This window comes from Pseudomonas sp. TMW 2.1634 (assembly GCF_001703595.1).
Lineage (GTDB): Bacteria > Pseudomonadota > Gammaproteobacteria > Pseudomonadales > Pseudomonadaceae > Aquipseudomonas > Aquipseudomonas fragi.
In genome coordinates this window covers 70,022-94,922 of the sequence record NZ_CP016849.1, presented here as the reverse complement: position 1 = coordinate 94,922, position 24,901 = coordinate 70,022, and the positions used below count along the sequence as shown (strand labels likewise).

The window sequence follows — 24,901 nt, the reverse complement described above, 5'->3', positions numbered from 1 at the left end:
GGTTACTCGACAGCGGGTGCAAAAGGCACCCAGCTGTCATCGACCCGGCCCCTGTGTGTCCATACGGGGTCGGTGTTCACCACCCGCAGCACAAACGCAGCGGCGACATTGCGAACGTATTGCATTGCGCTCAACTGGTCGCGGCTCAACTGGCGCTGCAACGGGCTGGTGAACTCATCAGGGTGGGCCACCTGTGCCAGCAACCCGGCTTCAGCGTCATCCGAAAACCGGCGCAAACACAGCAACGCCCCCTCCGGTGCAGAAAAGTAGGCACGCACGCCCGGGGTTGCCTGCATCAACAAGAAATCGACCCACAGGTTGTCCGGGGACATAAAGTCGTTCAGCACCCTGGCTTGCGCCTCAGGCACGACAGCCCGCAGCACGTCGGCCGAGTGAAACACCGCGACAATCCGGTACCCTTCGGGCAACTGCGGTAACCCGTCGCTGCCTCTGGGGAAAACCTCCGGGCGATCGAAGGTGCGATAGACCGTAGCCTTTGGCCGTGTGCCAATAAATGCCGAGGTTTGCAGATGCTGGAGGATAAAACCGGCCTGCTGCACATGGCGGTGCTGGCCCATCTGTTCATGGGCATACTGCGCAGCGGCATCGGCGCTGGTCAGCAACGGGCCATGGATCGGTGCAACATCGGCCTCCCAGAGGAGCTGCGCCTGCCATTCTCGCCAGCCTGCCGCAATCCTGCCGCGACGGCGCCAGAACGAACCGCCCTGCACCACCCTCAATTCCCCGGCTACATACACCATCGACAGCAGATGGCTGGGCAGGAAAATACTCGGGGGATGCGCCTGCTCAAGGTGATCCGGGGTGTCGGGATGAACCAACATCAACAAGGGCTCCAGCGCCTGCTCCTGGGGCGAGCCGCTGGCCACATAGCAAATCAGGCTACGGTCGATATTGGACAGGTAAAAGCGCGAGTAATTGTGACGGAAAGCAATGGCGGTGCGCAGGTCCATAAGCGAGAAGAAATTGTCCTGCAAGTCACTCTCAGGATTGCCCGCCAGGGTGGTGCGCTGGAATGCGGCGTGGGAGTGATACAGGCCTTCGATCGCAAAGCCGGCTGGGGCCAGCATGTCACCGTTTGACGATCGCGCCAGTACATCGGAGGGGTTGAACAGGCTGGCGCCGCTCGAAACAGGCAGTGTTGCGTAGTAGTGATTGGCCTTGCTCAGGATAAACCCGCCGTACTCTTTATCCCGGCGGTTGCCGATCAGGTCATGGGCAAATACGGCAGCATCATCGGCACTGATAAATCTGGGGCTTAGCGCCGGACTTGCCCTGAGCAATGCCGGGGCTTCGGGGCCGTTGCCTTGGGTCGGGTGATTCATGTCAGGGCTCCGTGAAATCAATGGATCCCTTAGCTTCAAACAACCGCGCGGCTGGCGGGCACTATATAGATATCGATAAAAACTCAGCCTGGCCCAGCAGCCGAAATAACGGTGGGAGCGGGCTTGCTGGCGATGCAGACGGCGCGGTCCCTGGTTCAGATCGCGTCGCGGCCATCGCGGGCAAGCCCGCTCCCACAGGGGGGTGTGCTGCCCGGGTATCAGTGAACCGGCAACTCCACGCCTTCAAACAGCTCTTCGAGTTCTTGCTTGTTGTGGCAGGCAATCGCCTTGGCCATCACTTCGCGGGTGAGGTGCGGGGCGAACTTCTCGATAAAGTCGCACATAAAGCCGCGCAGGAAGGTGCCACGACGAAAGCCGATCTTGGTGATGCTGGACTCGAACAACTCGCTGGCATCCAGTACCACCAGGTCTTTATCCAGATTGGTGTCGACAGCCATTTTGGCCACGATGCCAACACCCAGGCCCAGGCGCACATAGGTTTTGATCACGTCGGCGTCGGCAGCGGTAAACACCACTTTTGGCGTCAGGCCGCGATGGCTGAAGGCTTCGTCGAGCTTGGAGCGCCCGGTAAAGCCGAACACGTAGGTCACGATCGGGTATTCGGCCAGCGCTTCGAGGGTCAGCTTCGGCAATTTAGTCAGTGGGTGGCCCTGGGGCACCACCACGCAACGATTCCAGCGGTAGCACGGCATCATCACCAGGTCGCCGAACAGCTCCAGGGCTTCGGTGGCAATGGCAAAGTCGACGGTGCCATCGGCGGCCATCTCGGCGATCTGCATGGGCGAGCCCTGATGCATGTGCAGGGCCACGTCCGGGTACTGCTTGATAAAGTTGCTGATGACCGGTGGCAGGGCGTAACGCGCCTGGGTGTGGGTGGTGGCAATCGACAGCGTGCCCTTTTTCTCGTTGGAGAATTCCTGGGCGATCTGCTTGATGCTTTCGACCTTGCGCAGGATCTCGCCAGCGGTGGTGATGATGCGCTCGCCCGCCGGAGTGACGCGGGTCAGGTGCTTGCCGCTGCGGGCAAAGACCTCGACGCCCAATTCGTCTTCAAGCAGGCGGATCTGTTTGCTGATACCCGGCTGTGAGGTGTACAGGCTCTGCGCGGTGGCCGAAACGTTGAGGTCGTGGTGCGCCACTTCCCAGATGTAGCGCAATTGTTGAAGCTTCATATGCATCCCTCAAAGCTGATAGGCGCCTAGGTATCGGCGGCGATATATAACTATATGGAAGGTTGGAATAATAAATCTAGAACTTTTTATCGTTTTTTTTGATTCATCAGCCTTGCACATCAGCGCTGCGCCGACGCTGTAACAGCGGTACCAAATACACCGGGATCTGAGCCAGTTCGATAACCCGGGCGGCCGTGCGCCCCAAATGCGATTCGCCCCCCGCGGGCTGGGCATGGCTGCCCAGGATCAACAGGTCAACCGAAAGCTTTTGCGACTGCTCCAGAATGACTTGCGAAGGCTCCCCCTGAATCACCTTGACCGAGCGAATCAGGGCCAGCTCCTGCTCCCACCCTGCCAGCTCTTCGCGCAGGCTTTCAAATACGCGCAACTCGATATTGGACAGCATGGTGCTCATGCCCTGCTGGTGCAGCTCGCTCAACGCCTGCTCGTCGAGGTAACTCTGCAGGACCGACTCGGCAAACAACCCCATAGGCTCGACCACATGCACCACAAACAGGTCTGCGCTGAAGCTGCGGGCCATTCCCAGCGCGTGCTGCATCACAACGGGCGCGTAAATGCCCAGGTCAGTGGCGTACAGGATTGAGCGGATCATGCGACCTTCCCGACAGCTTCGATGGACGAGGTAAATTGAGCTTAGCAGCGCCGCAACAAGTACGAGGCTCCGCTCGGCAACTTGCCCGCAGGGCTTATTCGCAGGTTAAATCCCGAGCTTCATTGCTGATGCCGTGAGGCACATGCCCCGTCGCCACCACCTGGCGCGCCCGCTCGCAATGCCCGGCCTGGTCATCAAAAAACACATCGGCAGCAAAGGCTTCCAGGAATGCCGATTTGTCCAGCCCGCCCAGAAACAGCGACTCGTCCAGGCGAATATCCCAGTCGCGCAATGTGCGAATCACCCGCTCATGTGCCGGCGCCGAACGCGCAGTCACCAGCGCGGTACGAATCGGGCAAGCGTTATCAGGAAATTCGCGCTGCAGCAGGTTCAATGCCTCCAGAAACCCCTTGAACGGCCCACCGCGCAGCGGATTGCGCGCAGATTCGCGCTCAAGGGACTGAAACGCCTCCAGGCCACCGGACTGGAAAACCCGCTCCGACTCATCGGAAAACAGGACCGCATCGCCGTCAAAGGCAATGCGCAGTTCATTGCTTTCGGCACGCAGCGAGCCGCCCGAGAGAATAGTCGCTGCGGCAAAACCTGCATCCAGGGCACTGCGCACATCTTCGGCATGGGTCGACAAGAACAGATCACAACCAAAAGCATTGAGGTAAGGGTGAGGGTTGCGCCCGCCCGAGAACGCGGCCCGGGAAATACCCAGGCCGTAATGCTGGATTGAATTGAACACCCGCAGCCCGGTGTCGGCGCTGTTGCGCGAGACCAGCACCACCTCGACCCGCTCGCGGCCAAGGCTGGCATTGAAGCTCAGGAGTTTTTTCACCAGCGCGAAGGCATCCCCCGGCGCCAGCACTTCATCTTCATGTTCGATCTGGTATTGCCGGTACGCCTCGATCCCCTGGGTCAGGTAGACCTGATGGCTGTCGCTCAAATCGAACAGGGCCCGAGAAGAAATGGCCAGCACCAGCTTGCCCTTTAAGCCTTTGCTCATATCGCCTCCACGGCACTCAAGCGGGTTCAAACGTTGCTTCACGGTAGCTCGTCAGGCTCAAGCATCAAGGCCAGGCGAATATGATGGGCCAGTTCGCCTTCACTCAGGCGCGATTTCAACTCACCGTAAAAGGCCCCGTCGCGTACGACAAACAGGGTAGGCAGATGGAAAATTTCGTAACGTTCGACCAGGCCACCGTTGTTGCCAGCATCAATCCAGCACAACCGTTCAACGGGCAACTGCATGCCTGGCAACATGCGCCGGGCCACCCGGCACGCCGAGCAGCCAGCGCTGGTGAAGATCACCAGCGAAGTGCCGGGCAGTGCCAGCAGTTGCTGGTCGGCATCAAAGTCGGTCAGTTCCATTGCAGTCACTATACTCATAAGACAATACTAATTTGATGGCACTTGGAGTCAGTATTCATGGGTCGTTTTTTACCTCACCCAGATGATGTTCCCGTCGAGATTACGCTACGCAACCAACCTTCACTGCCGCGCCGCAAGCTGCACTCTATCAGCCTCGGCGGCGTGGCATGCAACAGCGACAGAAGCTGGCGCTGCGGCACTGCCGTTGAGATGTCCATGCCTACCCTGGGGGAAAACGCACGTTATCCGGGCTATATAGCCTGGTGCGAAAAGCATCCGGCGGGCTACCGCATCGGCGTGGCCCTGATCGACGAGCAAACCCTGTTTGGCGCACGCATGGGTGAACAGGTTTGCCAGATCGAGCACTTTTCCCGCCTGCAACAGCAACAAAGCCAATGTCCGCTGGACCTGCAAGCCCTGGCCCTGGAATGGGTCACTCATCACGCCGTGGAGTTCTCCCAAGCCACAATGGAGCATGCAATGGCGCAGGCGGTGCTGGATTAAAGCTGCGCCTGCCCATTGTCGACTAACCGGTTAACGCGTTAAGGTTCGGCTCCCCGATGCGCTCAATCAAGCTGTGCTCCGCCGCACGGGGATCGCTGGCGGCCGGCACCCGTGACCTGACGAGTAACACGATGGCTGATTTACCGATCGACGACCTAAACGTTGCCTCCAACGAAACCCTGATCACCCCTGAACAGCTCAAGCGCGAAATGCCTTTGCGTGAAACCGCGCTGCAGACCGTGACCAAAGGGCGCGAGGTGATTCGCAATATCCTGGATGGCACTGACCATCGACTGTTCGTTGTCATCGGGCCTTGCTCGATCCACGATATCAAGGCGGCCCACGAATATGCCGAGCGCCTCAAAGTGCTCGCCGCAGAGGTCAGCGATACGCTGTATCTGGTCATGCGCGTGTATTTTGAAAAGCCACGCACCACCGTGGGCTGGAAAGGCCTGATCAACGATCCGTACCTGGACGACTCGTTCAAGATCGAAGACGGCCTGCATATCGGCCGCAAACTCCTGCTGGACCTGGCTGAAATGGGCCTGCCAACGGCTACCGAAGCCCTTGATCCGATTTCCCCGCAGTACCTGCAGGACCTGATCAGCTGGTCGGCCATTGGTGCGCGCACCACCGAATCGCAGACCCACCGCGAAATGGCCTCGGGCCTGTCTTCGTCGGTAGGTTTCAAAAACGGCACCGATGGCGGCCTGACCGTGGCGATCAACGCCCTGCAGTCGGTTTCCAGCCCCCATCGTTTCCTGGGTATCAACCAGGAAGGCGGCGTGTCGATCGTCACCACCAAGGGCAATGCCTACGGCCATGTGGTACTGCGCGGCGGCAACGGCAAGCCCAACTATGACTCGGTCAGCGTCGCCCTGTGCGAGCAGGCCCTGAACAAGGCGAAAATCCGCCCGAACATCATGGTCGACTGCAGCCACGCCAACTCCAACAAGGACCCGGCCCTGCAACCGCTGGTCATGGAGAACGTGGCCAACCAGATCGTCGAAGGCAACCAGTCGATTATCGGCCTGATGGTCGAAAGCCACTTGAACTGGGGCTGCCAGGCCATTCCGAAAAACCTCGAAGACCTGCAGTACGGCGTTTCGATTACCGATGCGTGCATCGACTGGGCCGCTACCGAGAGCACGTTGCGCAGCATGCGCGCCAAGCTCAAGGATGTACTGCCCAAGCGCGAGCGCGGCTGATACGCAATGTGGGAGCGGGCTTGCCCGCGATGGCATCGACATGGTTTAACTGAATGACCGTGTCGCCTGCATCGCGAGCAAGCCCGCTCCCACAATAGTTTTGCGCCAGTCCCACACCGTTGCCGCCACACACAAAAACGCCGGGGCATGCCCGGCGTTTTTGTGTGTGGCTTTCAGGTATTGGCCTGGGGCCGCTTGTGGCGTTCCATATAGCGCTCTACATATGAGCACGAGGGAATCACTTCATAGCCCATCTTGTCGGCGTAATCGAGCGCCTGCTCCGTCAAGGCCGCAGCAATGCCGCGGCCACGTAACGCATTGGGCACGAACGTGCGATAGATATCCAGGGTCTGCTTGCCCAGATCCATATAGGTCAGGTAAGCACGATGACCGTCGACAGTGGTCTCAAACTGGTGACCTGCCTGGTCATGGTGGATGGTCAACGCCTCGCTCATCATTGCTCCTCGCGGGTCTTGTACTGTGACCCCTACCTTACTGATGTTTTTCCGCCGAGGGAACCACTACGCCATCACGCACGCGCTGCCCGCACAGGTGTGCGCAGGCCATGATTAAAGCGTAGCCACTCTCAGTGCAAATGTTCACGTCATGGGCCTGCCAGTTGTCCGCCGATCAAGGCTGCTCAAACGTTTCGTCGACCCCATCACCTGCACGCCACCTGAACATTTTGCGGAAGGTTGAGGCTATGACGTACAACCTAACTTAAAGTCACGCGACGCCATCACGCCGAAGCGGCTGCTTGCACTCCAAACTGACTGTTTTACAAGCACAATCTGTTAACGCTAGCCCATCAAGATTGATTGCCAATTATTTTTTTTGGTTCTTGCGCTAGGTCATTTTACTTACTACAAGTAATGGGTACTATGTACGCCGGCTGTTTCCTCACTTTGAAGGAACAGCTTTAATTAGAAAGTCCTTGAAGGGGAACACGATGAACAACGTTCTGAAATTCTCTGCTCTGGCATTGGCCGCAGTTCTGGCTACCGGTTGCAGCAGCGTATCTAAAGAAACTGAAGCCCGTCTGACTGCAACTGAAGATGCAGCAGCTCGCTCCCAGGCTCGTGCTGACGAAGCCTACCGTAAAGCTGATGAAGCTCTGGCTGCTGCTCAAAAAGCACAACAGACTGCTGACGAAGCTAACGAGCGCGCTCTGCGCATGCTTGAAAAAGCAAGCCGCAAGTAATAGTCCTTCGGGACTGTTATCAAGCCGACCTATTTATAGGTCGGCTTTTTTATTGCCTGCCAGCCACTCAACAGGCAATAAAAAAGCCGCCAAGGCTATTAACCAAGGCGGCTTTTTAGTGCGTTCTTGCAGTACGGCTTACTGCACATAGTCCAGCGACTGGCCAGTAGCCATTCCCGCATTGGATGTACCGATGACTGCCGGTATGCCAGTTTCGGCACCCACTACCGGGAAGGCCAGGTCCTTGTCTATCTGGATGTTGTTTTCCAGATTCGGGTGCTTGAGCAGGAAGTTCATGAAGCCTGCATATTTGTTCTGCAAGTCTTCCGGGGTCAAGTGGGACTTGTCGCTCACCGCCAGCAGCGAGCCATCCTTCACGTTCAACGGCTCGTGAACTTCAAGGAATACCTTGCCGCCACTCACGCCCAGTTTGTACGGCTCGTTGATGATCCGCACCGGCGTACCCACCGGCACCATCTCTGCCATTTGCAGCACGTTCTGGTTGAGCATGCGGAAGCAACCGTGGCTGGTGCCCGTACCGATGCCGAACTTGGCGTTGGAGCCGTGGATCAGGTAGCCCGGCATGCCCAGGGTAAACTTGAACGGGCCAAGCGGGTTGTCCGGCCCTGCGGGCACCACGTTAGGCAGCGGGTCGCCGTTTTTGGCGTGCTCGGCCTTGATCGAAGCCGGCGGCGTCCAGGTCGGGTTGGGGGTCTTGGCGGTAATTTTGGTCTGGCCCAGGGGCGAACCCCAACCCTCGCGACCAATCCCCAGCGGGAAGGTGTAGACCTTGTTCTGGTCCTTGGGGAAATAGTACAGGCGGTATTCCGCCAGGTTGATCACGATCCCCTCGCGCTTGCCCGGCGGCAGGATGAACTGGGTCGGCAACACGATATCGGTATCAACGATAGTGCCGTCCGGGTTCTTCTTGACCGGCAACCAGGCATCGACCCCCGGGTTGGCAGCGATCATTTCCGAATAGCCCAGCTCGTACTTGTTGCCCAGGTCTGCGAAGGAGTCTTCGTACTTGCCCTTGATGACCTGCACTTCGCCCACGACGTCTTCGCCGGGAGGTGGCAGCGGGAATTCAAGCGCAACAGCGGGCCCCGCAACACAGAGTGCGGCAACGGACAGGTAGCGGGTAACTGCAGGTAGGCGCGACAACATCCGGAACATCCTTCGCATAGACAACGGGGGACAAAAAAGGGAGTGTACACCGCGCCCACGGGGAGCGTGAGCCGGTCAGGGCATCAAACAGGTAACATCATAGTTCAAAGCGCAGCTCTGGCCAGATGGGCTCCGTGCCGCGGCGCTGCGACTCAATGATGGCCCGGCACAGCGGGCATAACCGGTGGTCCTGGAACACCTTGCGGGTGACATCAGACCAGCGCGGTTGTGCAGGCAGCAATGAGCCACACAAGGTGCGGTCAATGGTGCCGCCCAGCTCCAGTTGACGCGTCACCAGATGCACCCGTACCTCCTGGCAGGCGAACAGATCGAGCTGCTCATCGGGCTCGATCAGTTGATAGGCATATAAAGACCAGGCAGGACGCGACATCGGGGGCTCCAAATCGGGGGGGCGCCACCTTAGCCGAAACACTGGCCGTAGAAAAGCATCAAAGCAGGGGTTTTAGCGCCGGCCACACATTATCCAGCAAAAGCCCCTGCGCCCCGACCGCCGGGTGGATGCGATCAGCCTGCATCAGCTCGGTCTTGCCGCCCACGCCCTCGAGAAAAAACGGCACCAGCGCGACGTTTTTTTCCTTGCCCAACTCGGCATACACCGCGGCAAAGGCCTGGGTGTAACGCGCACCATAATTGGGCGGCAACTGCATGCCCAGCAACAGCACCTTGGCACCCGCCTGTTGCGAGGCGTCGATCATCCCTGCAAGATTTTGTTTCAATTGCGCAGGTAACTGGCCACGCAGGCCATCATTGCCGCCCAGTTCGACAATCACCACATCCGGTTTATGCTCTACAAGCAGCGCCGGCAGCCGCGCAAGCCCGCCAGCGCTGGTGTCGCCGCTGATCGAAGCATTGACCACCTTGTCGTCGTAGCCTTGCTCCCTGAGCCGCTGTTCGAGCAAGGACACCCATCCCAGACGGGTATCCAGGCCGAAAGCCGCGCTGATACTATCGCCGACGATCAAGATTGTTCCCGCCGTTGCCGTCTGCGCCATGCACATCAGGGCCAGGGCAGCACTTAAAAACCACACACGCATTGGATTCTCCATGGGCGAAAGTATTCTCACCGCGCAGAACCTTAGCAAAGTGGTTCCCAGCGCGGAAGGCGAGCTGACCATCCTGCACCCTTTGAACCTTGAACTGAACAAGGGCGACAGCCTGGCGATAGTCGGGGCTTCAGGCTCCGGCAAGTCGACCTTGCTGGGTTTGCTCGCAGGCCTGGACTTGCCCAGCCAGGGCGAAGTGATCCTGGCCGGGCGGGCCTTGAGCACCCTGGACGAAGACCAGCGCGCCCGGGTTCGGGCCGAGCATGTGGGCTTTGTGTTCCAGTCGTTCCAGTTGCTCGACAGCCTCAATGCCCTGGAAAACGTCATGCTGCCGCTGGAGCTGGATGGCCGCAAGGATGCCCGCGAGCATGCCCGCCACCTGCTTGAGCGGGTTGGCCTGGGCCAGCGCCTGAGCCACTCGCCGCGCCAGCTGTCGGGTGGCGAGCAACAGCGGGTTGCCATCGCCCGGGCGTTCGCCGCCAACCCCGACGTGCTGTTTGCCGATGAACCCACCGGCAACCTCGACAGCCACACCGGCGAGCGCATCACCGACCTGCTCTTTGAACTGAACAAGGAAAACGGCACCACCCTGGTGCTGGTGACCCATGACGAACGCCTGGCCCATCGCTGCCGGCGCCTGATCCGTCTTGAAGCTGGCCATCTGGTCGGCCCTCTGGAGCCCTGATGGCACGCCTGCCGCTGTTGCGCCTGCTGAGTCTGGCCGTACGCCAATTGCTGCGCGATGCCCGCGCCGGCGAGCTGCGCGTGCTGTTTTTCGCCCTGCTGGTCGCCGTGGCGGCCAGCACAGCCATCGGCTACTTCGGTGCCCGTCTCAATGGCGCGATGCTGTTGCGCGCCACTGAGTTTCTCGGCGCCGACCTGGTGCTCGATGGCAGCGCCCCGGCGCGCGAAGAGCAAATCAAGGTCGGCACAGACCTGGGCCTCAAACACGCGCGGGTGGTCGAATTTGCCAGCGTGATCGCCACCGACAACGGTATCCAGCTCTCCAGCATCAAGGCGGCAGACGATGCCTACCCGCTGCGCGGCGAACTGAAAAGCGCCCCGCAGCCCTATGCCGAAGAACAACCTGGAGGCGGCCCCAAACCCGGTGAGGCCTGGGCCGAAGCCCGGCTGCTGACCGCGCTGGACCTCAAGGTCGGTGATCAGATCGATGTCGGTTCAAAAACCGTGCGCATCACCCGAGTGCTGACCTATGAACCCGACCGCGCCGGCAACCTTTACAGCCTGACCCCACGGGTACTGATCAATCTGGACGACCTGGCTGCCACCGGTATCGTACAACCGGGTAGCCGGGTGACCTACCGCGAGCTGTGGCGCGGGGAGGCGCCAGCCCTTGAATCCTACCGCCAGGTGATCAAACCCGGGCTGGAAGCCAACCAGCGCCTGCTCGACGGCCGGGATGGCAACCAGCAGATCGGCGGTGCCCTGGGTAAGGCCGAGCGTTACCTGAACATGGCCAGCCTGGTGGCGGTGCTGCTGGCGGGCGTGGCCGTGGCCTTGTCTGCCACCCGCTTTGCCAGTCGACGCTTCGATGCCAGTGCCCTGCTCCGGTGCCTGGGCCTGTCACGGCGCGAAGCCCTGTTACTGTTCACCCTGCAACTGGCGGTGCTCGGCCTGCTGGCCAGCCTTGCTGGTGCCCTGCTGGGCTGGCTGGCGCAGCTAGGCTTGTTCGCCTTGTTGCACGACCTGCTGCCTGCTGACGTACCGCCCGGCGGCCTGATGCCGGCGATTGCCGGGATGGGTACGGGGCTGGTGGCGCTGGCAGGTTTTGCCTTGCCGCCACTCGCCGCACTGGGCCGCGTACCGCCACTGCGGGTGCTGCGCCGCGACATGCTGCCGATTCCGGCCAGCACCTGGACCGTCTACGGTGCAGCCCTGCTGGCACTGGGGCTGATCATGTGGCGCATGAGCCTGGATCTGGTGCTGACCTTCGCCTTGCTCGGCGGGGGTGTGATTGCCGCCGTGGTGCTGGGCGGGCTCCTGCTGCTGGGCCTGCAAAGCCTGCGCCGTCTGCTGGCACGGGCCTCACTGCCCTGGCGCCTGGGGCTGGGGCAGTTGCTGCGCCACCCGCTGGCCGCCGCTGGCCAGGCCCTGGCCTTTGGCCTGATCCTGCTGTCGATGGCGCTGATCGCCCTGCTGCGCGGCGAGTTGCTCGACACTTGGCAAAACCAGTTGCCTAAAGACGCGCCCAACTACTTTGCACTGAATATCCTGCCGGCCGACAAGGAGGCTTTCGGTGCTCACCTGATGACCCTGCAGGCCCGCGCCGCACCGCTGTACCCGGTCATTCCGGGGCGCCTGATCAGCATCAACGGCCAACCGGTGCAAGATATCGTCAGCAAAGACTCCAGTGGTGACAAGGCCATCCAGCGCGACTTGAGCCTGACGTGGGCCGCCGACCTGCCTGCCGAAAACCAGCTGACGGCAGGTAGCTGGTGGGGCCCGAAGCCCGAAGGCGATGTGCCGGGTGTTTCAGTGGAAGCCAAAGTCGCCGAAAGCCTCAAGCTGAAGCTGGGCGACCTGATGACCTTCACCATTGCCGGAGTCAATCGCGAAGCGCGGGTCACCAGTTTGCGCAGCATCAACTGGGACAACTTCCAGCCCAACTTTTTCATGATTTTCCAGCCTGGCACCTTGCAGGACTTGCCGGCCACCTACCTCACCAGCTTTTATCTGGCACCGGGACATGACAAGGAAATCATCGAACTGTCGCGTACCTTCCCCGCCGTGACCATCCTGCCCATCGATGCATTGCTGGAGCAACTGCGCAGCATCCTGGCGCAAGTGACCATCGCTGTGGAATACGTGCTGTTGTTCGTGCTGGCGGCGGGCATGGCGGTGCTGTTTTCCGGCTTGCAATCCACCCTGGATGAACGCATTCGCCAGGGCGCCCTGCTTCGTGCGCTGGGGGCCGAGCGGCAACTGCTGGTGAAGGCCCGGCGCATCGAGTTCGGCCTGCTGGGCGCCACCAGCGGCCTGCTCGCGGCACTGGGTGCCGAACTGGTCAGCCTGGTGCTGTACCGCTTTGCCTTTGACCTGCCGTGGCACCCGCATCCGTGGTTGCTGCTGTTGCCGGTGCTGGGCGCGCTGATGGTGGGCGGTGCGGGAGTGTTTGGCACACGCAGGGCGCTGAATGCCAGCCCGTTGACGGTGTTGCGCGAGGGTTGATATGGCCCCTGTAGCCGCTGAGGAGCGCAGCGAGGCTGCGATCGTCATCTTTGGATTCAACTGTTACGCCGCGAACATCTTGTGGGAGCGGGCTTGCCCGCGATGGCAGCACATCGTTCCTCCAGATACAGCGCGGTGCCTGCATCGCGGGCAAGTCCGGCTCCTACAGAGAAAATATGTCGGCCGCTAACCCTGCATCCAGGCAGGTCCGGCGGCCGTTTCGCGCCCGATCGCAGCCTCGCTGCAATCGTCAGCGGCTATAAGTTTTACACTAGCTTTTCTCGTAATAAATCTCGTTGATCCACCACAGCACTTCCCCGCTCGGGGTCTGCACCACGGCCTCGTCCCCCACCTGTTTTTTCAACAGCGCACGGGCCATCGGTGAGTCAATGGAGATGTAATCGTTGCGCCCGTAAATTTCGTCGTAACCCACAATGCGGAATTTCTTGACGTCCCCGGCCTCGTTTTCAATTTCGACCCAGGCACCAAAAAATACCCGGCCTTCCTGTTCGGGCGAGTAATCAACTACCCGCACATCTTCCAGGCGCTTGCGCAGGTAGCGCACGCGCCGGTCAATCTCGCGCAGCAACTTCTTGTTGTACTGGTAGTCAGCGTTTTCGCTGCGATCACCCAACGAAGCTGCCCAGGTAACCTTGCGCGTGGTGTCCGGGCGCTTTTCCCGCCACAGGTAGTCAAGCTCCTGCTTCAGGGCTTCATGGCCTTGCCTAGTGATGATGTTGGTACTCACTCGCGGTCGTTCTCCAGCAGGTTGCATTGGCCAGGGCAGACTCTTAACACCCCGGCGCGACGAAATACATAGGGCCACTGATAAAAATCACAACCACGGCAACTCGCTCACTGTGCCGTGGCCTGCCGGTACTGGCGCGGAGTAAAACCGGTCAACGCCTTGAACTGGCGGGTGAACGCGCTGTGGTCGGTGTAACCGCACTGCAGGGCTACTTCAGTGATCGGGATATCGGTCAGCAACAGACGATGGGCATGCTCCAGGCGTACTTTCTGGATCATCTGGCGTGGCGTCAGGTGAAATACCCGCTTGCAGTAACGCTCCAGTTGCGCCACGGAAATCCCGGCGATACGGGTCAACTCGCCCAGGGTCACACGGCGGTTGAAATGCGTGCGGATGTGTTCGTCCACCGCCGCCAGCCGCTGGTACGCAGGGTGAGTATCGCTGGCGGATTGTAGGTCCACGGAGATCCCCGCCAGGCCGATGATCTCGCCCTGGCGATTGTACAGCGGGCGCTTGTGGGTCAGGCACCAGCCTGGCTCCCGAGTCCCGTACAAGTGCAGCTCCAGCTGGTCTTCCAGCACCCGCCCCTGTTCCAGCACCTGGCGATCCTGCTCGGTATAACCCGGCCCCAACTGCGCAGGGAAAACCTCGGCGCTGGTTTTGCCCAGCAGGGGTTGCAACTGCTTGAGGCCGCAGCGCTGCACCAGGGTGCGGTTGGCCAGCACATAGCGCGCGGCAGTGTCCTTGATAAAGATCGCGGCATTGGGGATGGCATCGAGCATCGGCAGCAACAGCGCCACCCCCGAGAGCAACTGTTCAAGGCTCTCGGGGCGGCTCAGCTCGCTGCCCTGGCCCAGCATTGCAAAAGCAGTCTGCGTCATCAATCTCACTCTCCCACAACTGAGCAGGCATCAATCGCCTGTGTCCATTGTGCCGATTTCGTCATCGGCTTCAATGGAAAAGATCAATCGCAAACCTCCCCCGACGTTCAATCTAGCGCCATTGCACACCCGCCAACCGTGTTGGCGCACTGGCAAATGACATCACACCTGCCTAACCAATAACTCACAAAAAGGCGACGCCATGTCAGGTAAAGGCAAATTCAAGAAACAGCTCTCACTGATGGACCTGACCTTTATCGGTCTGGGTGCCATCTTCGGTTCCGGCTGGTTGTTTGCAGCCAGTCATGTGTCGGCAATCGCAGGTCCGGCAGGGATTTTTTCCTGGCTGCTGGGCGGTTTTTCCGTGTTGTTGCTGGGCATCGTTTACTGCGAACTGGGCGCTGCCCTGCCGCGCGCCGGTGGCGTCATTCGTTACCCGGTTTACTCCCATGGCCCGTTGCTCGGGTACTTGATGGGCTTTATCACCCTGATCGCGTTCTCCAGCCTGGTGGCGATTGAAGTGGTCGCCGCTCGCCAATACGCCGCGGCATGGTTCCCCGAGCTGACCAAGGCCGGTTCCAGTGACCCTTCGATCCTGGGTTGGCTCCTGCAGTTCGGCCTGTTATGCCTGTTCTTTATGCTCAACTATCGCAGCGTGAAGACGTTCGCCCTGGCCAACAACCTGGTCAGCGTATTCAAGTTCATCGTGCCGCTGCTGGTGATCGGCGTGCTGTTCACCTTCTTCAAACCGCAAAACCTCTACGCCCACGGCTTCGCCCCGTTCGGCCTGTCGGGCGTGCAGATGGCCGTTTCCGCAGGCGGCATCATCTTCGCCTACTTGGGCCTGACCCCGATCATCTCGGTGGCCAGCGAGGTGAAAAACCCGCAACGCACCATCCCGATTGCCTTGATCCTGTCGGTCCTGCTGTCGACCGTTATTTATGTGCTGTTGCAAGTCGCCTTCCTCGGCGGTGTGCCCACGGAGATGCTGGCCAATGGCTGGGCCGGTGTGACCAAGGAGTTGGCCCTGCCCTATCGCGATATCGCCCTGGCCCTGGGTGTGGGCTGGCTGGCTTATCTGGTGGTGGCCGATGCGGTGATCTCGCCCAGCGGCTGCGGCAATATCTACATGAACGCCACACCACGGGTGATCTATGGCTGGGCACAAACCGGCACCTTCTTCAAAGTGTTCACGCGCATCGATGAAAAGTCCGGTATCCCGCGCCCGGCGCTGTGGCTGACCTTTGGCCTGTCGGTGTTCTGGACCTTGCCGTTCCCTTCCTGGGAAGCGCTGATCAACGTGGTCTCCGCCGCGCTGGTATTGAGCTACGCCGTGGCCCCGGTGTCCGTGGCCGCCCTGCGCCGCAATGCCCCCGACATGCCACGCCCGTTCCGGGTCAAGTGGATGGCGGTGCTGGGCCCGCTGTCATTTATCGTGGCGGCGCTGATTGTTTACTGGTCGGGCTGGAACACCGTGTCCTGGCTGCTCGGCCTGCAAATCCTGATGTTCGTGGTGTACCTGCTGTGCTCACGCTTCGTACCGACCAACCACCTGAGTCTGGGCCAGCAAGTACGTTCATCGTTGTGGCTGATCGGCTTCTACGCCGTAACCATCGTGCTGTCCAAGCTCGGCACCTTTGGTGGCCTGGGCGTGCTCGCTCACCCGTTCGACACCCTGGTCGTCGCCGCCTGCGCCACCGCGATCTATTACTGGGGTGCCGCCACCGGCATACCGGCGCACCTGGTCCGCCTGGAAGACGACGAGGACAGCGAAGACGCCCCGCAACCTGCCAGCCAGACGTCACCGCGCCATGCCAGCGGAGGATTTGTGCCGACTTCGTCCTGACACACCGTTTGCCACTGTCCTCCCAGCCGTTGTTCTCTTCCAAGGGATACGTTCATGAAGCAAGTCCATATCATTGATTCACATACCGGCGGCGAACCCACCCGCCTGGTGCTCAAAGGCTTTCCGCACCTGGCCGGGCGCACCATTGCCGAGCAGCGCGACGCCTTGCGTGACCAGCATGACCAATGGCGCCGGGCCTGTCTGCTGGAGCCCCGTGGCAACGATGTACTGGTCGGCGCGCTGTACTGCGAGCCGGTGTCGGCAGATGCCACCTGCGGCGTGATCTTCTTCAACAATGCCGGTTATCTGGGCATGTGCGGGCACGGCACCATCGGTTTGATCGCCTCCCTGCATCACCTGGGCCTGATCGAGACCGGTGAACACAAGATCGACACCCCGGTCGGCCCGGTCACCGCCACCCTGCATCCAGATGGCAAGGTCACTGTGGGCAATGTGCCTTCCTACCGCTACCGCCAGCAGGTCGCCGTTGACGTACCCGGGCATGGCCGCGTGCAGGGCGATATTGCCTGGGGCGGCAACTGGTTCTTCCTGGTCAGCGACCACGGCAAGGCGCTGCAACTGGACAATGTCGAAGCCCTCACCGAGTACACCTGGGCCATGCTCAAGGCCCTTGAGGCGCAAGGGATACACGGCGCAGACGGTGCCCTGATCGACCATATCGAACTGTTTGCCGACGACGACCAGGCCGACAGCCGCAACTTCGTCATGTGCCCGGGCAAGGCCTATGACCGCTCGCCCTGTGGCACCGGCACCAGCGCCAAACTGGCGTGCCTGGCCGCCGACGGCAAGCTGGCCCCCGGCCAGCCCTGGGTGCAGGCCAGCATCACCGCCAGCCAGTTTGTCGGCAGTTATCAATGGGACGGCGAGCGCATTCGCCCGTTCATTACCGGCCAGGCCTTTATGACCGCCGACAGCCTGCTGCTGATCGACGAAAAAGATCCTTTCGCGTGGGGCATTTAAGCCCTTCGCCGTAAACACATCCGAATAAACGACTCGAGGAGTTAGAACAATGAGCGATAACATTTTTACCGGTTGCATGCCTGCCCTGATGACCCCGTGCACCGCCGAGCGCAAGCCGGACTTCGACGCGCTGGTGGCCAAGGGCCGCGAATTGATCGATATCGGCATGAGTGCCGTGGTGTACTGCGGGTCAATGGGTGACTGGCCATTGCTGAGCGAAGCCGAGCGTCAGGAAGGTGTGGCACGCCTGGTGGCTGCCGGTATTCCAACCATCGTCGGCACCGGCGCAGTAAACAGCCGCGAGGCCGTATCCCACGCAGCACACGCCGCCAGGGTCGGCGCCCAGGGCCTGATGGTGATTCCACGCCTGCTGTCCCGTGCGGCCTCGCCTGCGGCGCAAAAAGCCCACTTCGCTGCCATCCTGGAAGCCGCTCCGCAATTGCCGGCGGTGATCTACAACAGCCCGTACTACGGCTTCGCCACCCGCGCCGACCTGTTCTTCGAGCTGCGCAGCCAATACCCGAACCTGATCGGCTTCAAGGAGTTCGGCGGTGCTGTCGACATGCGTTACGCCGCCGAACACATCACTTCCAAGGACGATGATGTGACCCTGATGGTCGGTGTCGATACCCAGGTGGTGCACGGTTTCGTCAACTGCAACGCCACCGGTGCCATTACCGGTATCGGCAACGCCCTGCCGCGCGAAGTGCTGCAACTGGTGGCCCTGAGCAAGCAAGCGGCCAAAGGCGACCCCAAGGCCCGCCGTCTGGCCCGTGAGCTGGAAGCCGCGCTGGCGGTACTGTCGTCGTTCGATGAAGGGACTGACCTGGTGCTCTACTACAAGCACCTGATGGTGCTCAATGGCGATACCGAGTACAGCCTGCACTTCAACGACACCGATGTGCTGAGCGATGCTCAGCGCCACTACGCCGAGAACCAGTACAGCCTGTTCCGCCAGTGGTACAAAAACTGGTCCGCCGAACAGAACGTCGCCTGACCCGCAGCGCAACATCCCTGAACAGCGGCGCACAGCATGTGCGCCGCCTTGTTCCAGCCCAGCCCCCTTTTTTCAGGAACACGCCATGACTCTGACAGGCAACATGCTGATCGGTCAGCAAGCCATCACCGGTAACCGCGAAGCGATCCGGGCGATCAACCCCGCCACCGGCACTGCGCTCGAACCGGCCTACCTCGGCGGCGGCAGCGAACATGTCGAGCAGGCGTGCGCTTTGGCATGGGAGGCTTTTGACGGTTTTCGCGAGGCTTCACTGCAAACTCGCGCCATATTCCTTGAAACCATCGCCGATGAGATCGAAGCCATTGGCGATGAACTGATTGATCGCGCTGTCAGCGAATCCGGCCTGCCACGTCCGCGCATTCTCGGCGAGCGCGGACGCACCTGCCAGCAACTGCGCACCTTTGCCCGCACCGTGCGCGCCGGTGAATGGCTGGATGTGCGGGTCGACAACGCCCTGCCCGAGCGCCAGCCGCTACCGCGCGCCGACCTGCGCCAACGTCATGTGCCGCTGGGGCCGGTGGCCGTGTTCGGTGCCAGCAACTTCCCGCTGGCGTTCTCGGTGGCGGGCGGCGACACCGCGTCGGCACTGGCGGCTGGCTGCCCGGTGGTGGTCAAGGCCCATAGCGCGCACCCCGGCACCAGCGAACTGGTGGGCCATGCGGTGGCCCGGGCGGTGAAAAAATCGGGCCTGCCAGAAGGGGTGTTTTCCCTGCTGTTTGGTTCCGGCCGCGAAGTGGGTGTAGCCCTGGTCAGCGACCCACGCATCAAGGCGGTCGGCTTTACCGGCTCGCGCAGTGGCGGCATGGCTTTGTGCAACGTGGCGGCAGCACGCCCCGAACCCATCCCGGTGTATGCGGAGATGAGCTCGATCAACCCGGTACTGCTCTTCCCTGCTGCACTGCAGGCTCGCGGCGATTCATTGGCGCAGGGTTTCGTTGCTTCTCTAACCCAGGGTGCAGGGCAATTTTGCACCAACCCGGGGCTGGTTATCGGCCACCAGGGCCCGGCACTGGAGAGCTTTATCAGTACGGCTGCACGGCTGATCCAGCAGAGCCCGGCCCAGACCATGCTCACTCCGGGGATCTTTCAGGCCTATGAGGCCGGCGTTGGCGCGCTGCAAGAGCTCGACAGCGCAAAACAGGCGGCAGCCGGTTTGCAGGGCGAAACACCCAACCAGTGCCAGGCCCACCTGTTCGTGACCCGGGCCAGGGACTTCCTCAACGACCCGGCATTACAGGCAGAAATATTCGGGGCTACGGCGCTGGTGGTGCAATGCGCCGACGACCAGGAGATCCGCCAGGTACTTGAGCACCTGGAAGGCCAATTGACCATCACCCTGCAACTGGATGATGCCGACCTCGACAGTGCCAGGGCCGTGCTGCCTACCCTGGAGCGCAAGGCCGGGCGTCTGCTGGTCAATGGCTGGCCAACCGGGGTTGAGGTGTGCGACGCGATGGTCCACGGCGGGCCTTTCCCGGCGACTTCAGACACCCGCACAACGTCGGTCGGCACGGCTGCGATCCTGCGCTTCCTGCGCCCGGTCTGCTATCAGGACTTCCCTGACAGCCTGTTGCCGACGGCACTCAAGCACACCAACCCGCTGCACCTGCGCCGCCTGGTCGATGGCCACAGAGAAGTACTGGAAAATGCCTGATCACTTCGACTCGAATACAGCAGACATTGCCGTGGTCGGCGCCGGGGTTATCGGCGTCGCCTGTGCCCTGCAACTGGCGCGTCAGGGCCAGCGGGTGGTGGTCATCGACATGCAGGAGCCCGGCCACGGCGCCTCGTTCGGCAACGCCGGGCATCTGGCCACCGAACAGGTATTTCCCATTGCTGACCTGTCCATTCTCAAGCGCCTGCCGGCCATGCTGATGGACCCGATGGGCCCTTTGCGCCTGGACTGGAAATACCTGCCCCGCGCCCTGCCGTGGTTCACCCGCCTGCTGTTGAACCTGCGCCCGGCGCCGTTCCAGCGCAGCGTGGCAGGCATTCGTGCCCTTAACGAAAGCAGCGTGGGCGCCTGGCACCGGTTGCTCAAAGGCATTGAGTGCCCGGGCCTGATGCGCGAAGACGGTTCGTTGCTGGTGTACGAGCGCTCCGAGTCCCGGCAAGCACTCCTGGCACTGCAGGCCCGCATGCGCCAACAGCAGGTACCGGTGGAGTTCCGGGACGCGAAAGCTGTGCGCGAGACGGCACCACAACTGAGTGAACAGATCCAGGGCGGGTTGTTTTTCCCGGCCACGGGGCACTTTATCGACCCCTACCGCATGGTCTGCGAGCTGGTGGAAGCTGCCAAACAGTGCGGCGTGCAGTTTCTCAAACAACAGGTAACAGGCGGGCAACTGAGTGAGACCGGGGTTTGCCTGCAAACCCGCCAAGGTAAAATAAACGCTCGCCGGGTCGTGATTGCCTGCGGCGCCCACTCGGCCAAACTGACCGCAGCCCTGACCGGCAAGCACGTGCCGCTGGATACCGAACGCGGCTACCACCTGATGCTGCCCCGGGAGCATGACCGGCTGCCGTTTGCCGTCACCTCACTGGAACGCAAATTCATCATGACGCCGATGAGCGATGGCTTGAGGCTGGCGGGTACGGTTGAATTTGCCGGCCTGGATGCGCCGCCGAGCATGGAGCGCGCCTGGCAATTGCATCGCCTAAGCAAGGGGTTGCTGCGCGAGGAGTTGAGCGCTGAGGGGGCGACGCCGTGGATGGGCTTTCGGCCATCGTTGCCTGACTCGCTGCCGATCATCGATCGGGTAGGCGACGGCAAGGTGCTGCTTGCCTTCGGCCATCAGCATTTGGGCTTGACCCAGGCGGCGGTGACGGCCGAAATGATTGCGCTGCTGGCATCCGGAGCACCGGTACAGCCGGCTTACCGGCTAGACAGGTTTTAAACCACCTGTGGGAGCGGGCTTGCTCGCGATGGCATCGACGCGGTTCAACTTAAGTACCGCAGCGCCTGCATCGCGGGCAAGCCCGTTCCCACAAAAGCAGCTCAACGCAGGGCTATCAACCTTGCCGGCAGTGACGGTTGAAATGATTGCGCAACTGGCATCCGGAGCACGGTACAGCCGGCTTACCGGCTAGACAGGTTTCAGACCACCTGTGGGAGCGGGCTTGCTCGCGATGGCATCGACGCGGTGCAACTGAAGTACCGCAGCGCCTGCATCGCGGGCAAGCCCGCTCCCACAAAAGCAGCTCCCGAAAGGCAGCTCAACGCAGGGTTATCAACCTTGCCGGCAGTGACGGTTGAAATGATTGCGCAACTGGCATCCGGAGCACGGTACAGCCGGCTTACCGGCTAGACAGGTTTTAAACCACCTGTGGGAGCGGGCTTGCTCGCGATGGCATCGACGCGGTGCAACTGAAGTACCGCAGCGCCTGCATCGCGGGCAAGCCCGCTCCCACAAAGGCAGCTCAACGCAGGGTTATCAACCTTGCCGGCAGTGACGGTCGAAATGATTGCGCAACTGGCATCCGGAGCACCGGTACAGCCGGCTTACCGGCTAGACAGGTTTTAAACCACCTGTGGGAGCGGGCTTGCTCGCGATGGCATCGACGCGGTTCAACTGAAGTACCGCAGCGCCTGCATCGCGGGCAAGCCCGCTCCCACAAAGCCCGCTCCCACAAAAGCAGCTCCCAAAAGCAGCTCAACGCAGGGTTATCAACCTTGCCGGCAGTGACGGTCGAAATGATTGCGCAACTAGCATCCGGAGCACCGTACAGCCGGTTTACGGGCTAGACAGGTTTTAAACCACCTGTGGGAGCGGGCTTGCTCGCGAAGGCATCGACGCGGTGCAACTGAAGTACCGCAGCGCCTGCATCGCGGGCAAGCCCGCTCCCACAAAGCCCGCTCCCACAAAAGCAGCTCAACGCAGGGTTATCAACCCCTGCCGGCTGACACGGGTCAGGTTGTGAATCACCACTTGGGCATTCTCGGCACTGGGGGACTGGATCACCGCCAGGTCAAAACTGTCAGCGGCAAAGCGCGCCAGCTGATCACCCTCTTCCACAAACTGGATCAGAAAAGCCGTAGGCCGGCCTTTGCGGCGTGGCCAGCCATCCAGATAGCGCAGCAGCGTTGGCTGATGCTTACCGCTCAGAAGGATTTTTGGATTGCGCAAGGCAGGGCTGGCCGAGATCGGCGCAAGACGTACAACAGGACGTGGGTGACTCATGAATCGGTTCTCCGCCTCAAGTTTCTGCGTGGCAGGTGAGAGGCAACACCGAACCAGCGCTTTAGCGGTATTTCAAGGCCTGTTACAAGCCTCTTAGACGGTCTTTGACCCTCTGGCGCCCCGCAAGTAGCTGTTTAAATCGGCGCAAGAAAACATCCTAGATAAACCTGCTTGCAGCTGTCAATACTCATCTGAAACGAAAAAGGCCCGCTCTGGGCGGGCCTTTTCACTGACATCGGATTTCAGTCAGCAATTGCACGATCGATCGACAATTTGCCCGCACCTTCGATCAATACCGCGACGGTGCCACCCAGCAGGGCCAGGGCAAACTCATAGCCATTGTTGGCCATAAACAGGCCGTTGCTGATATGCACCGAGAAAATCGCCACCAGCAGGGTAAACGACAAACCCAATGCCGCCGGGCGCGCCAGCAGACCGACAATCAGCGCCAGACCACCGAGGAACTCGGTACCGCCAGCCAGAACGGCCATCAGCGTACCCGGCGCCAGGCCGATGCTTTCCATCCATTGCGCAGTCCCGGCCAGACCACCGCCACCAAACCAGCCAAACAGTTTCTGCGAACCGTGAGCCGCGAAAATGATGCCTACAAAAATACGCAAAACCGTCAAGCCATAACCTGCGCGGCTGCCCAGTACGGTATGGATCAATTTGCTCATGGTGGAATCCTTTAAGGTAATCAGTGGGGGAATGCTCGCCATACTAATCAGTTTTTATAATGTTAAAAGTCGAATAAACCGAGAAAAACAATCGATTTATTCGATTATTTACGTGTGACGAGTTCAGCTTTTTTGGGCTCCAGCGAATCCCGCTCCCGATCAAACGCCAAATAGTACTTGTTCACGCTATTAACATAGCTGACAGCCCCCATTCCCACCTGCTCCATCGCAATACGCTCTACCTGAAAGAACCACTGGTTGGGGTTCAGGCCACGTCGCCTGGCCTCGGCGCGCATGCCTTGCACCCGCTCCGGCCCCATGTTGTAAGCTGCCAGCACGAAGGCCATGCGCTCGCGTTCATTGAGTTTGGGGCTGGCAAAGAACTTGCGACGAATCATTGCCAGGTACTTGGCCCCGGCTTGTACATTGTTATCGACGCTCTGAATATTGTTGACCCCCACCCGCTGCGCGGCAGAAGGCGTGATTTGCAGCAGCCCGGTCGCGCCGCCGGTGCCTTTGGCATTGGGGTCAAGGGTGGACTCCTTGAATGCCAGCGCCGCCAGGTTCAGCCAGTCCATACCTTGCTGTTGTGCATGTTTCTGCAAGACCGGGCGCAATTTCTCAAGCTGCTGGCGGTCGGCCCGAGCCAGGGGGTAATGCACCCGGTACAAGCGACGATAGACCCGTTCAAAGGCGACATCCTGATCGGCCGGGGCCTTGTAGCCATCCAGAAAACGGTCAATGCTGGCCCGCAACATCGAAGCATCGCGGCGCACATACCAGTGCATGGCTTCGGGTTCGCTGACCAGCACCTTGCGGTCAAAACGCAATTTGGGCATCAATGTGGCCCAACGCTCGGCAATCGGGCGCTCCACGATGGTCAGATGAAAAATACCCGCCTGCACCATCTCCAGCACGTCTTCGACTGCCAGGGTGGGGTCTACCCATTCGATCTTCACCGGAGGCAATTTGCGCAGGGCCAGTTTCTGATTGATCAGGTTGACCGATGCCCCCGCCGCACTGCCGGTGGTCAGCGCCACGGTACGACCCGACAGCTGCTCCATACGGGTAAAACGGCGCTCGCCCTTGACCCCCACCAACAGCAGCGGCACTTCGTCGACGATCGGGTCACTGGCACTGATGGCGCGGCTGGGTTTGAAATCAATCAATTCGCCCGGGGCAACCACATCGCCTTCACCGCGGGACAAGGCGCCAAGCAGTTGATCCTTGGCTTTGGGAATGATCTTGAGGGTTATTTCCTGGCCATCACGGGCATGGCTGTTGAGGTAGTGTTCAAACGCACGCAGTCGGTGGTATTCAACGCCAATCGCCTGCCCCTGAACCTCGCCCGAACTGTTGCGGCTTTGATTGACCAGCACCCGTAACACCTGGCTGCTGCGAATTTGCGCCAGATCGCGGACCTGACTCGGCTGCCCGACCTGTAAGGGTCCGGCCAGGCGCGCCAGTGCCGGTAGCGGCAACAGCAGCAGGCACAGCGCAATCAATAGCGTCGGTCTTGTCATCCGTTCTCCGGAAAGAATACAGCCCAGCAACTTGTCGGTTTCCCGACAACCGGTTGCCCCAATTGAGGCTTTCAAGCGCTGGAAACAGCGCGCAAAACAGTCAATGCGCCCTTTGGTAAACCGGGCATTGCGTTGTTGCGGCATTCAAAGACAACCATAACTGTCTGTAGTTCTTAGTTTTTCTTGT

At 60.7% G+C, this 24,901-nt stretch carries 23 protein-coding genes and 1 pseudogene; 10 read left to right on the top strand and 14 right to left on the bottom strand.

What is annotated here, in order from left to right; all coding sequences use genetic code 11:
• Nucleotides 1-2: 2 nt before the first annotated feature.
• The 5 genes and pseudogenes from BFC21_RS00465 to BFC21_RS00445 form a co-directional block, all read right to left on the bottom strand.
• The gene (locus BFC21_RS00465; protein WP_088379374.1) at nt 3-1,343 is read right to left on the bottom strand and encodes a hypothetical protein; all 1,341 of its coding nucleotides are present in this window, start codon (nt 1,341-1,343) and stop codon (nt 3-5) included.
• A 218-nt stretch (nt 1,344-1,561) separates the two neighbouring features.
• Nucleotides 1,562-2,536: an HTH-type transcriptional regulator CysB gene (gene cysB, locus BFC21_RS00460; protein ID WP_016780131.1), complete on the bottom strand. Its 975-nt coding sequence runs from the start codon at nt 2,534-2,536 to the stop codon at nt 1,562-1,564.
• A 106-nt stretch (nt 2,537-2,642) separates the two neighbouring features.
• Complete coding sequence (locus BFC21_RS00455) at nt 2,643-3,149, bottom strand: universal stress protein (protein WP_016780130.1); 507 nt, start codon at nt 3,147-3,149, stop codon at nt 2,643-2,645.
• Between the two features lie 94 nt (nt 3,150-3,243).
• Nucleotides 3,244-4,161 (bottom strand): 5'-nucleotidase, encoded by a 918-nt coding sequence (locus BFC21_RS00450; protein ID WP_016780129.1) that lies wholly within the window; start codon nt 4,159-4,161, stop codon nt 3,244-3,246.
• Between the two features lie 38 nt (nt 4,162-4,199).
• Nucleotides 4,200-4,585, bottom strand: a pseudogene (locus BFC21_RS00445) (thioredoxin family protein).
• Between BFC21_RS00445 and BFC21_RS00440 the strand changes: the two are divergent.
• Nucleotides 4,584-5,030 (top strand): PilZ domain-containing protein, encoded by a 447-nt coding sequence (locus tag BFC21_RS00440; protein ID WP_088379371.1) that lies wholly within the window; start codon nt 4,584-4,586, stop codon nt 5,028-5,030. The pseudogene BFC21_RS00445 and the gene BFC21_RS00440 sit on opposite strands and share 2 nt — an antisense overlap.
• 131 nt (nt 5,031-5,161) lie before the next feature.
• Complete coding sequence (locus BFC21_RS00435; RefSeq protein ID WP_029611320.1) at nt 5,162-6,238, top strand: 3-deoxy-7-phosphoheptulonate synthase; 1,077 nt, start codon at nt 5,162-5,164, stop codon at nt 6,236-6,238.
• A gap of 173 nt (nt 6,239-6,411) precedes the next feature.
• Here BFC21_RS00435 and BFC21_RS00425 read toward each other — a convergent pair whose 3' ends face one another.
• Nucleotides 6,412-6,693: a GNAT family N-acetyltransferase gene (locus BFC21_RS00425; RefSeq protein ID WP_016780125.1), complete on the bottom strand. Its 282-nt coding sequence runs from the start codon at nt 6,691-6,693 to the stop codon at nt 6,412-6,414.
• 494 nt (nt 6,694-7,187) lie between these two features.
• On the opposite strand from BFC21_RS00425, the gene oprI reads away from it, so the two are divergent.
• Entirely contained in the window at nt 7,188-7,439 is a 252-nt protein-coding gene (gene oprI / locus BFC21_RS00420) for an outer membrane lipoprotei OprI (protein ID WP_003172710.1), read from the top strand.
• A gap of 138 nt (nt 7,440-7,577) precedes the next feature.
• On the opposite strand, the gene BFC21_RS00415 is transcribed toward oprI, so the two are convergent.
• The 3 genes from BFC21_RS00415 to BFC21_RS00405 all read right to left on the bottom strand — a co-directional run bounded on the left by BFC21_RS00415 (nt 7,578) and on the right by BFC21_RS00405 (nt 9,661).
• Nucleotides 7,578-8,606, bottom strand: coding sequence for a L,D-transpeptidase family protein (locus BFC21_RS00415; RefSeq protein WP_088379370.1), 1,029 nt, complete (start codon nt 8,604-8,606; stop codon nt 7,578-7,580).
• 97 nt (nt 8,607-8,703) lie between these two features.
• A complete protein-coding gene (locus BFC21_RS00410) occupies nt 8,704-8,997 on the bottom strand; it encodes a hypothetical protein (RefSeq protein WP_003446817.1) in 294 nt (97 codons plus the stop codon).
• A 58-nt stretch (nt 8,998-9,055) separates the two neighbouring features.
• The gene (locus tag BFC21_RS00405) at nt 9,056-9,661 is read right to left on the bottom strand and encodes an arylesterase (RefSeq protein ID WP_016780123.1); all 606 of its coding nucleotides are present in this window, start codon (nt 9,659-9,661) and stop codon (nt 9,056-9,058) included.
• Between the two features lie 10 nt (nt 9,662-9,671).
• Between BFC21_RS00405 and BFC21_RS00400 the strand changes: the two genes are divergently transcribed.
• Nucleotides 9,672-10,355: an ABC transporter ATP-binding protein gene (locus BFC21_RS00400; protein WP_088379369.1), complete on the top strand. Its 684-nt coding sequence runs from the start codon at nt 9,672-9,674 to the stop codon at nt 10,353-10,355.
• A complete protein-coding gene (locus tag BFC21_RS00395) occupies nt 10,355-12,859 on the top strand; it encodes an ABC transporter permease (protein ID WP_120265500.1) in 2,505 nt (834 codons plus the stop codon). The genes BFC21_RS00400 and BFC21_RS00395 overlap by 1 nt, the downstream gene beginning before the upstream one ends.
• 271 nt (nt 12,860-13,130) lie before the next feature.
• Here the strand turns inward: BFC21_RS00395 and greB are convergent, their stop codons facing one another.
• Nucleotides 13,131-13,607 carry a transcription elongation factor GreB gene (gene greB / locus BFC21_RS00390; RefSeq protein ID WP_095004182.1) on the bottom strand — a complete coding sequence of 159 codons (477 nt, stop codon included), beginning with the start codon at nt 13,605-13,607 and terminating at the stop codon, nt 13,131-13,133.
• A gap of 107 nt (nt 13,608-13,714) precedes the next feature.
• Nucleotides 13,715-14,488, bottom strand: coding sequence for an AraC family transcriptional regulator (locus BFC21_RS00385; RefSeq protein ID WP_088379366.1), 774 nt, complete (start codon nt 14,486-14,488; stop codon nt 13,715-13,717).
• A 202-nt stretch (nt 14,489-14,690) separates the two neighbouring features.
• Between BFC21_RS00385 and BFC21_RS00380 the strand changes: the two genes are divergently transcribed.
• The 5 genes from BFC21_RS00380 to BFC21_RS00360 all read left to right on the top strand — a co-directional run bounded on the left by BFC21_RS00380 (nt 14,691) and on the right by BFC21_RS00360 (nt 21,230).
• Nucleotides 14,691-16,334, top strand: a complete 1,644-nt coding sequence (locus BFC21_RS00380) for an APC family permease (RefSeq protein ID WP_088379365.1) — start codon at nt 14,691-14,693, stop codon at nt 16,332-16,334.
• A 54-nt stretch (nt 16,335-16,388) separates the two neighbouring features.
• Nucleotides 16,389-17,315, top strand: a complete 927-nt coding sequence (locus BFC21_RS00375; RefSeq protein ID WP_088379364.1) for a 4-hydroxyproline epimerase — start codon at nt 16,389-16,391, stop codon at nt 17,313-17,315.
• Between the two features lie 49 nt (nt 17,316-17,364).
• On the top strand, nt 17,365-18,312 hold the full coding sequence (locus BFC21_RS00370) for a dihydrodipicolinate synthase family protein (protein ID WP_088379363.1): 948 nt from the start codon (nt 17,365-17,367) through the stop codon (nt 18,310-18,312).
• An 85-nt stretch (nt 18,313-18,397) separates the two neighbouring features.
• Nucleotides 18,398-19,987 (top strand): aldehyde dehydrogenase (NADP(+)), encoded by a 1,590-nt coding sequence (locus BFC21_RS00365; RefSeq protein WP_088379362.1) that lies wholly within the window; start codon nt 18,398-18,400, stop codon nt 19,985-19,987.
• Complete coding sequence (locus BFC21_RS00360) at nt 19,980-21,230, top strand: FAD-binding oxidoreductase (protein ID WP_120265499.1); 1,251 nt, start codon at nt 19,980-19,982, stop codon at nt 21,228-21,230. Before BFC21_RS00365 ends, BFC21_RS00360 begins: the two co-directional genes overlap by 8 nt.
• Nucleotides 21,231-22,205: 975 nt before the next feature.
• On the opposite strand, the gene BFC21_RS00350 is transcribed toward BFC21_RS00360, so the two are convergent.
• The 3 genes from BFC21_RS00350 to BFC21_RS00340 form a co-directional block, all read right to left on the bottom strand.
• The gene (locus BFC21_RS00350; protein ID WP_095004186.1) at nt 22,206-22,514 is read right to left on the bottom strand and encodes a hypothetical protein; all 309 of its coding nucleotides are present in this window, start codon (nt 22,512-22,514) and stop codon (nt 22,206-22,208) included.
• A gap of 242 nt (nt 22,515-22,756) precedes the next feature.
• Nucleotides 22,757-23,191, bottom strand: coding sequence for a DoxX family protein (locus BFC21_RS00345; protein WP_088379359.1), 435 nt, complete (start codon nt 23,189-23,191; stop codon nt 22,757-22,759).
• 104 nt (nt 23,192-23,295) lie between these two features.
• The gene (locus tag BFC21_RS00340; RefSeq protein WP_086796143.1) at nt 23,296-24,714 is read right to left on the bottom strand and encodes a transglycosylase SLT domain-containing protein; all 1,419 of its coding nucleotides are present in this window, start codon (nt 24,712-24,714) and stop codon (nt 23,296-23,298) included.
• Nucleotides 24,715-24,901 lie beyond the last annotated feature (187 nt).

Bases quoted from the DNA above. Each gene is read 5' to 3' on its own strand.
- BFC21_RS00425 (WP_016780125.1), bottom strand. From the start codon at position 6,693: ATGAGCGAGGCGTTGACCATCCACCATGACCAGGCAGGTCACCAGTTT.
- BFC21_RS00375 (WP_088379364.1), top strand. From the start codon at position 16,389: ATGAAGCAAGTCCATATCATTGATTCACATACCGGCGGCGAACCCACC.
- BFC21_RS00405 (WP_016780123.1), bottom strand. From the start codon at position 9,661: ATGCGTGTGTGGTTTTTAAGTGCTGCCCTGGCCCTGATGTGCATGGCG.
- BFC21_RS00415 (WP_088379370.1), bottom strand. From the start codon at position 8,606: ATGTTGTCGCGCCTACCTGCAGTTACCCGCTACCTGTCCGTTGCCGCA.
- BFC21_RS00385 (WP_088379366.1), bottom strand. From the start codon at position 14,488: ATGACGCAGACTGCTTTTGCAATGCTGGGCCAGGGCAGCGAGCTGAGC.
- BFC21_RS00435 (WP_029611320.1), top strand. From the start codon at position 5,162: ATGGCTGATTTACCGATCGACGACCTAAACGTTGCCTCCAACGAAACC.
- BFC21_RS00400 (WP_088379369.1), top strand. From the start codon at position 9,672: ATGGGCGAAAGTATTCTCACCGCGCAGAACCTTAGCAAAGTGGTTCCC.
- BFC21_RS00340 (WP_086796143.1), bottom strand. From the start codon at position 24,714: ATGACAAGACCGACGCTATTGATTGCGCTGTGCCTGCTGCTGTTGCCG.
- BFC21_RS00365 (WP_088379362.1), top strand. From the start codon at position 18,398: ATGACTCTGACAGGCAACATGCTGATCGGTCAGCAAGCCATCACCGGT.
- BFC21_RS00380 (WP_088379365.1), top strand. From the start codon at position 14,691: ATGTCAGGTAAAGGCAAATTCAAGAAACAGCTCTCACTGATGGACCTG.
- BFC21_RS00455 (WP_016780130.1), bottom strand. From the start codon at position 3,149: ATGATCCGCTCAATCCTGTACGCCACTGACCTGGGCATTTACGCGCCC.
- BFC21_RS00410 (WP_003446817.1), bottom strand. From the start codon at position 8,997: ATGTCGCGTCCTGCCTGGTCTTTATATGCCTATCAACTGATCGAGCCC.
- BFC21_RS00360 (WP_120265499.1), top strand. From the start codon at position 19,980: ATGCCTGATCACTTCGACTCGAATACAGCAGACATTGCCGTGGTCGGC.
- oprI (WP_003172710.1), top strand. From the start codon at position 7,188: ATGAACAACGTTCTGAAATTCTCTGCTCTGGCATTGGCCGCAGTTCTG.
- BFC21_RS00345 (WP_088379359.1), bottom strand. From the start codon at position 23,191: ATGAGCAAATTGATCCATACCGTACTGGGCAGCCGCGCAGGTTATGGC.
- BFC21_RS00395 (WP_120265500.1), top strand. From the start codon at position 10,355: ATGGCACGCCTGCCGCTGTTGCGCCTGCTGAGTCTGGCCGTACGCCAA.
- BFC21_RS00350 (WP_095004186.1), bottom strand. From the start codon at position 22,514: ATGAGTCACCCACGTCCTGTTGTACGTCTTGCGCCGATCTCGGCCAGC.
- BFC21_RS00440 (WP_088379371.1), top strand. From the start codon at position 4,584: ATGGGTCGTTTTTTACCTCACCCAGATGATGTTCCCGTCGAGATTACG.
- BFC21_RS00370 (WP_088379363.1), top strand. From the start codon at position 17,365: ATGAGCGATAACATTTTTACCGGTTGCATGCCTGCCCTGATGACCCCG.
- cysB (WP_016780131.1), bottom strand. From the start codon at position 2,536: ATGAAGCTTCAACAATTGCGCTACATCTGGGAAGTGGCGCACCACGAC.
- BFC21_RS00450 (WP_016780129.1), bottom strand. From the start codon at position 4,161: ATGAGCAAAGGCTTAAAGGGCAAGCTGGTGCTGGCCATTTCTTCTCGG.
- BFC21_RS00465 (WP_088379374.1), bottom strand. From the start codon at position 1,343: ATGAATCACCCGACCCAAGGCAACGGCCCCGAAGCCCCGGCATTGCTC.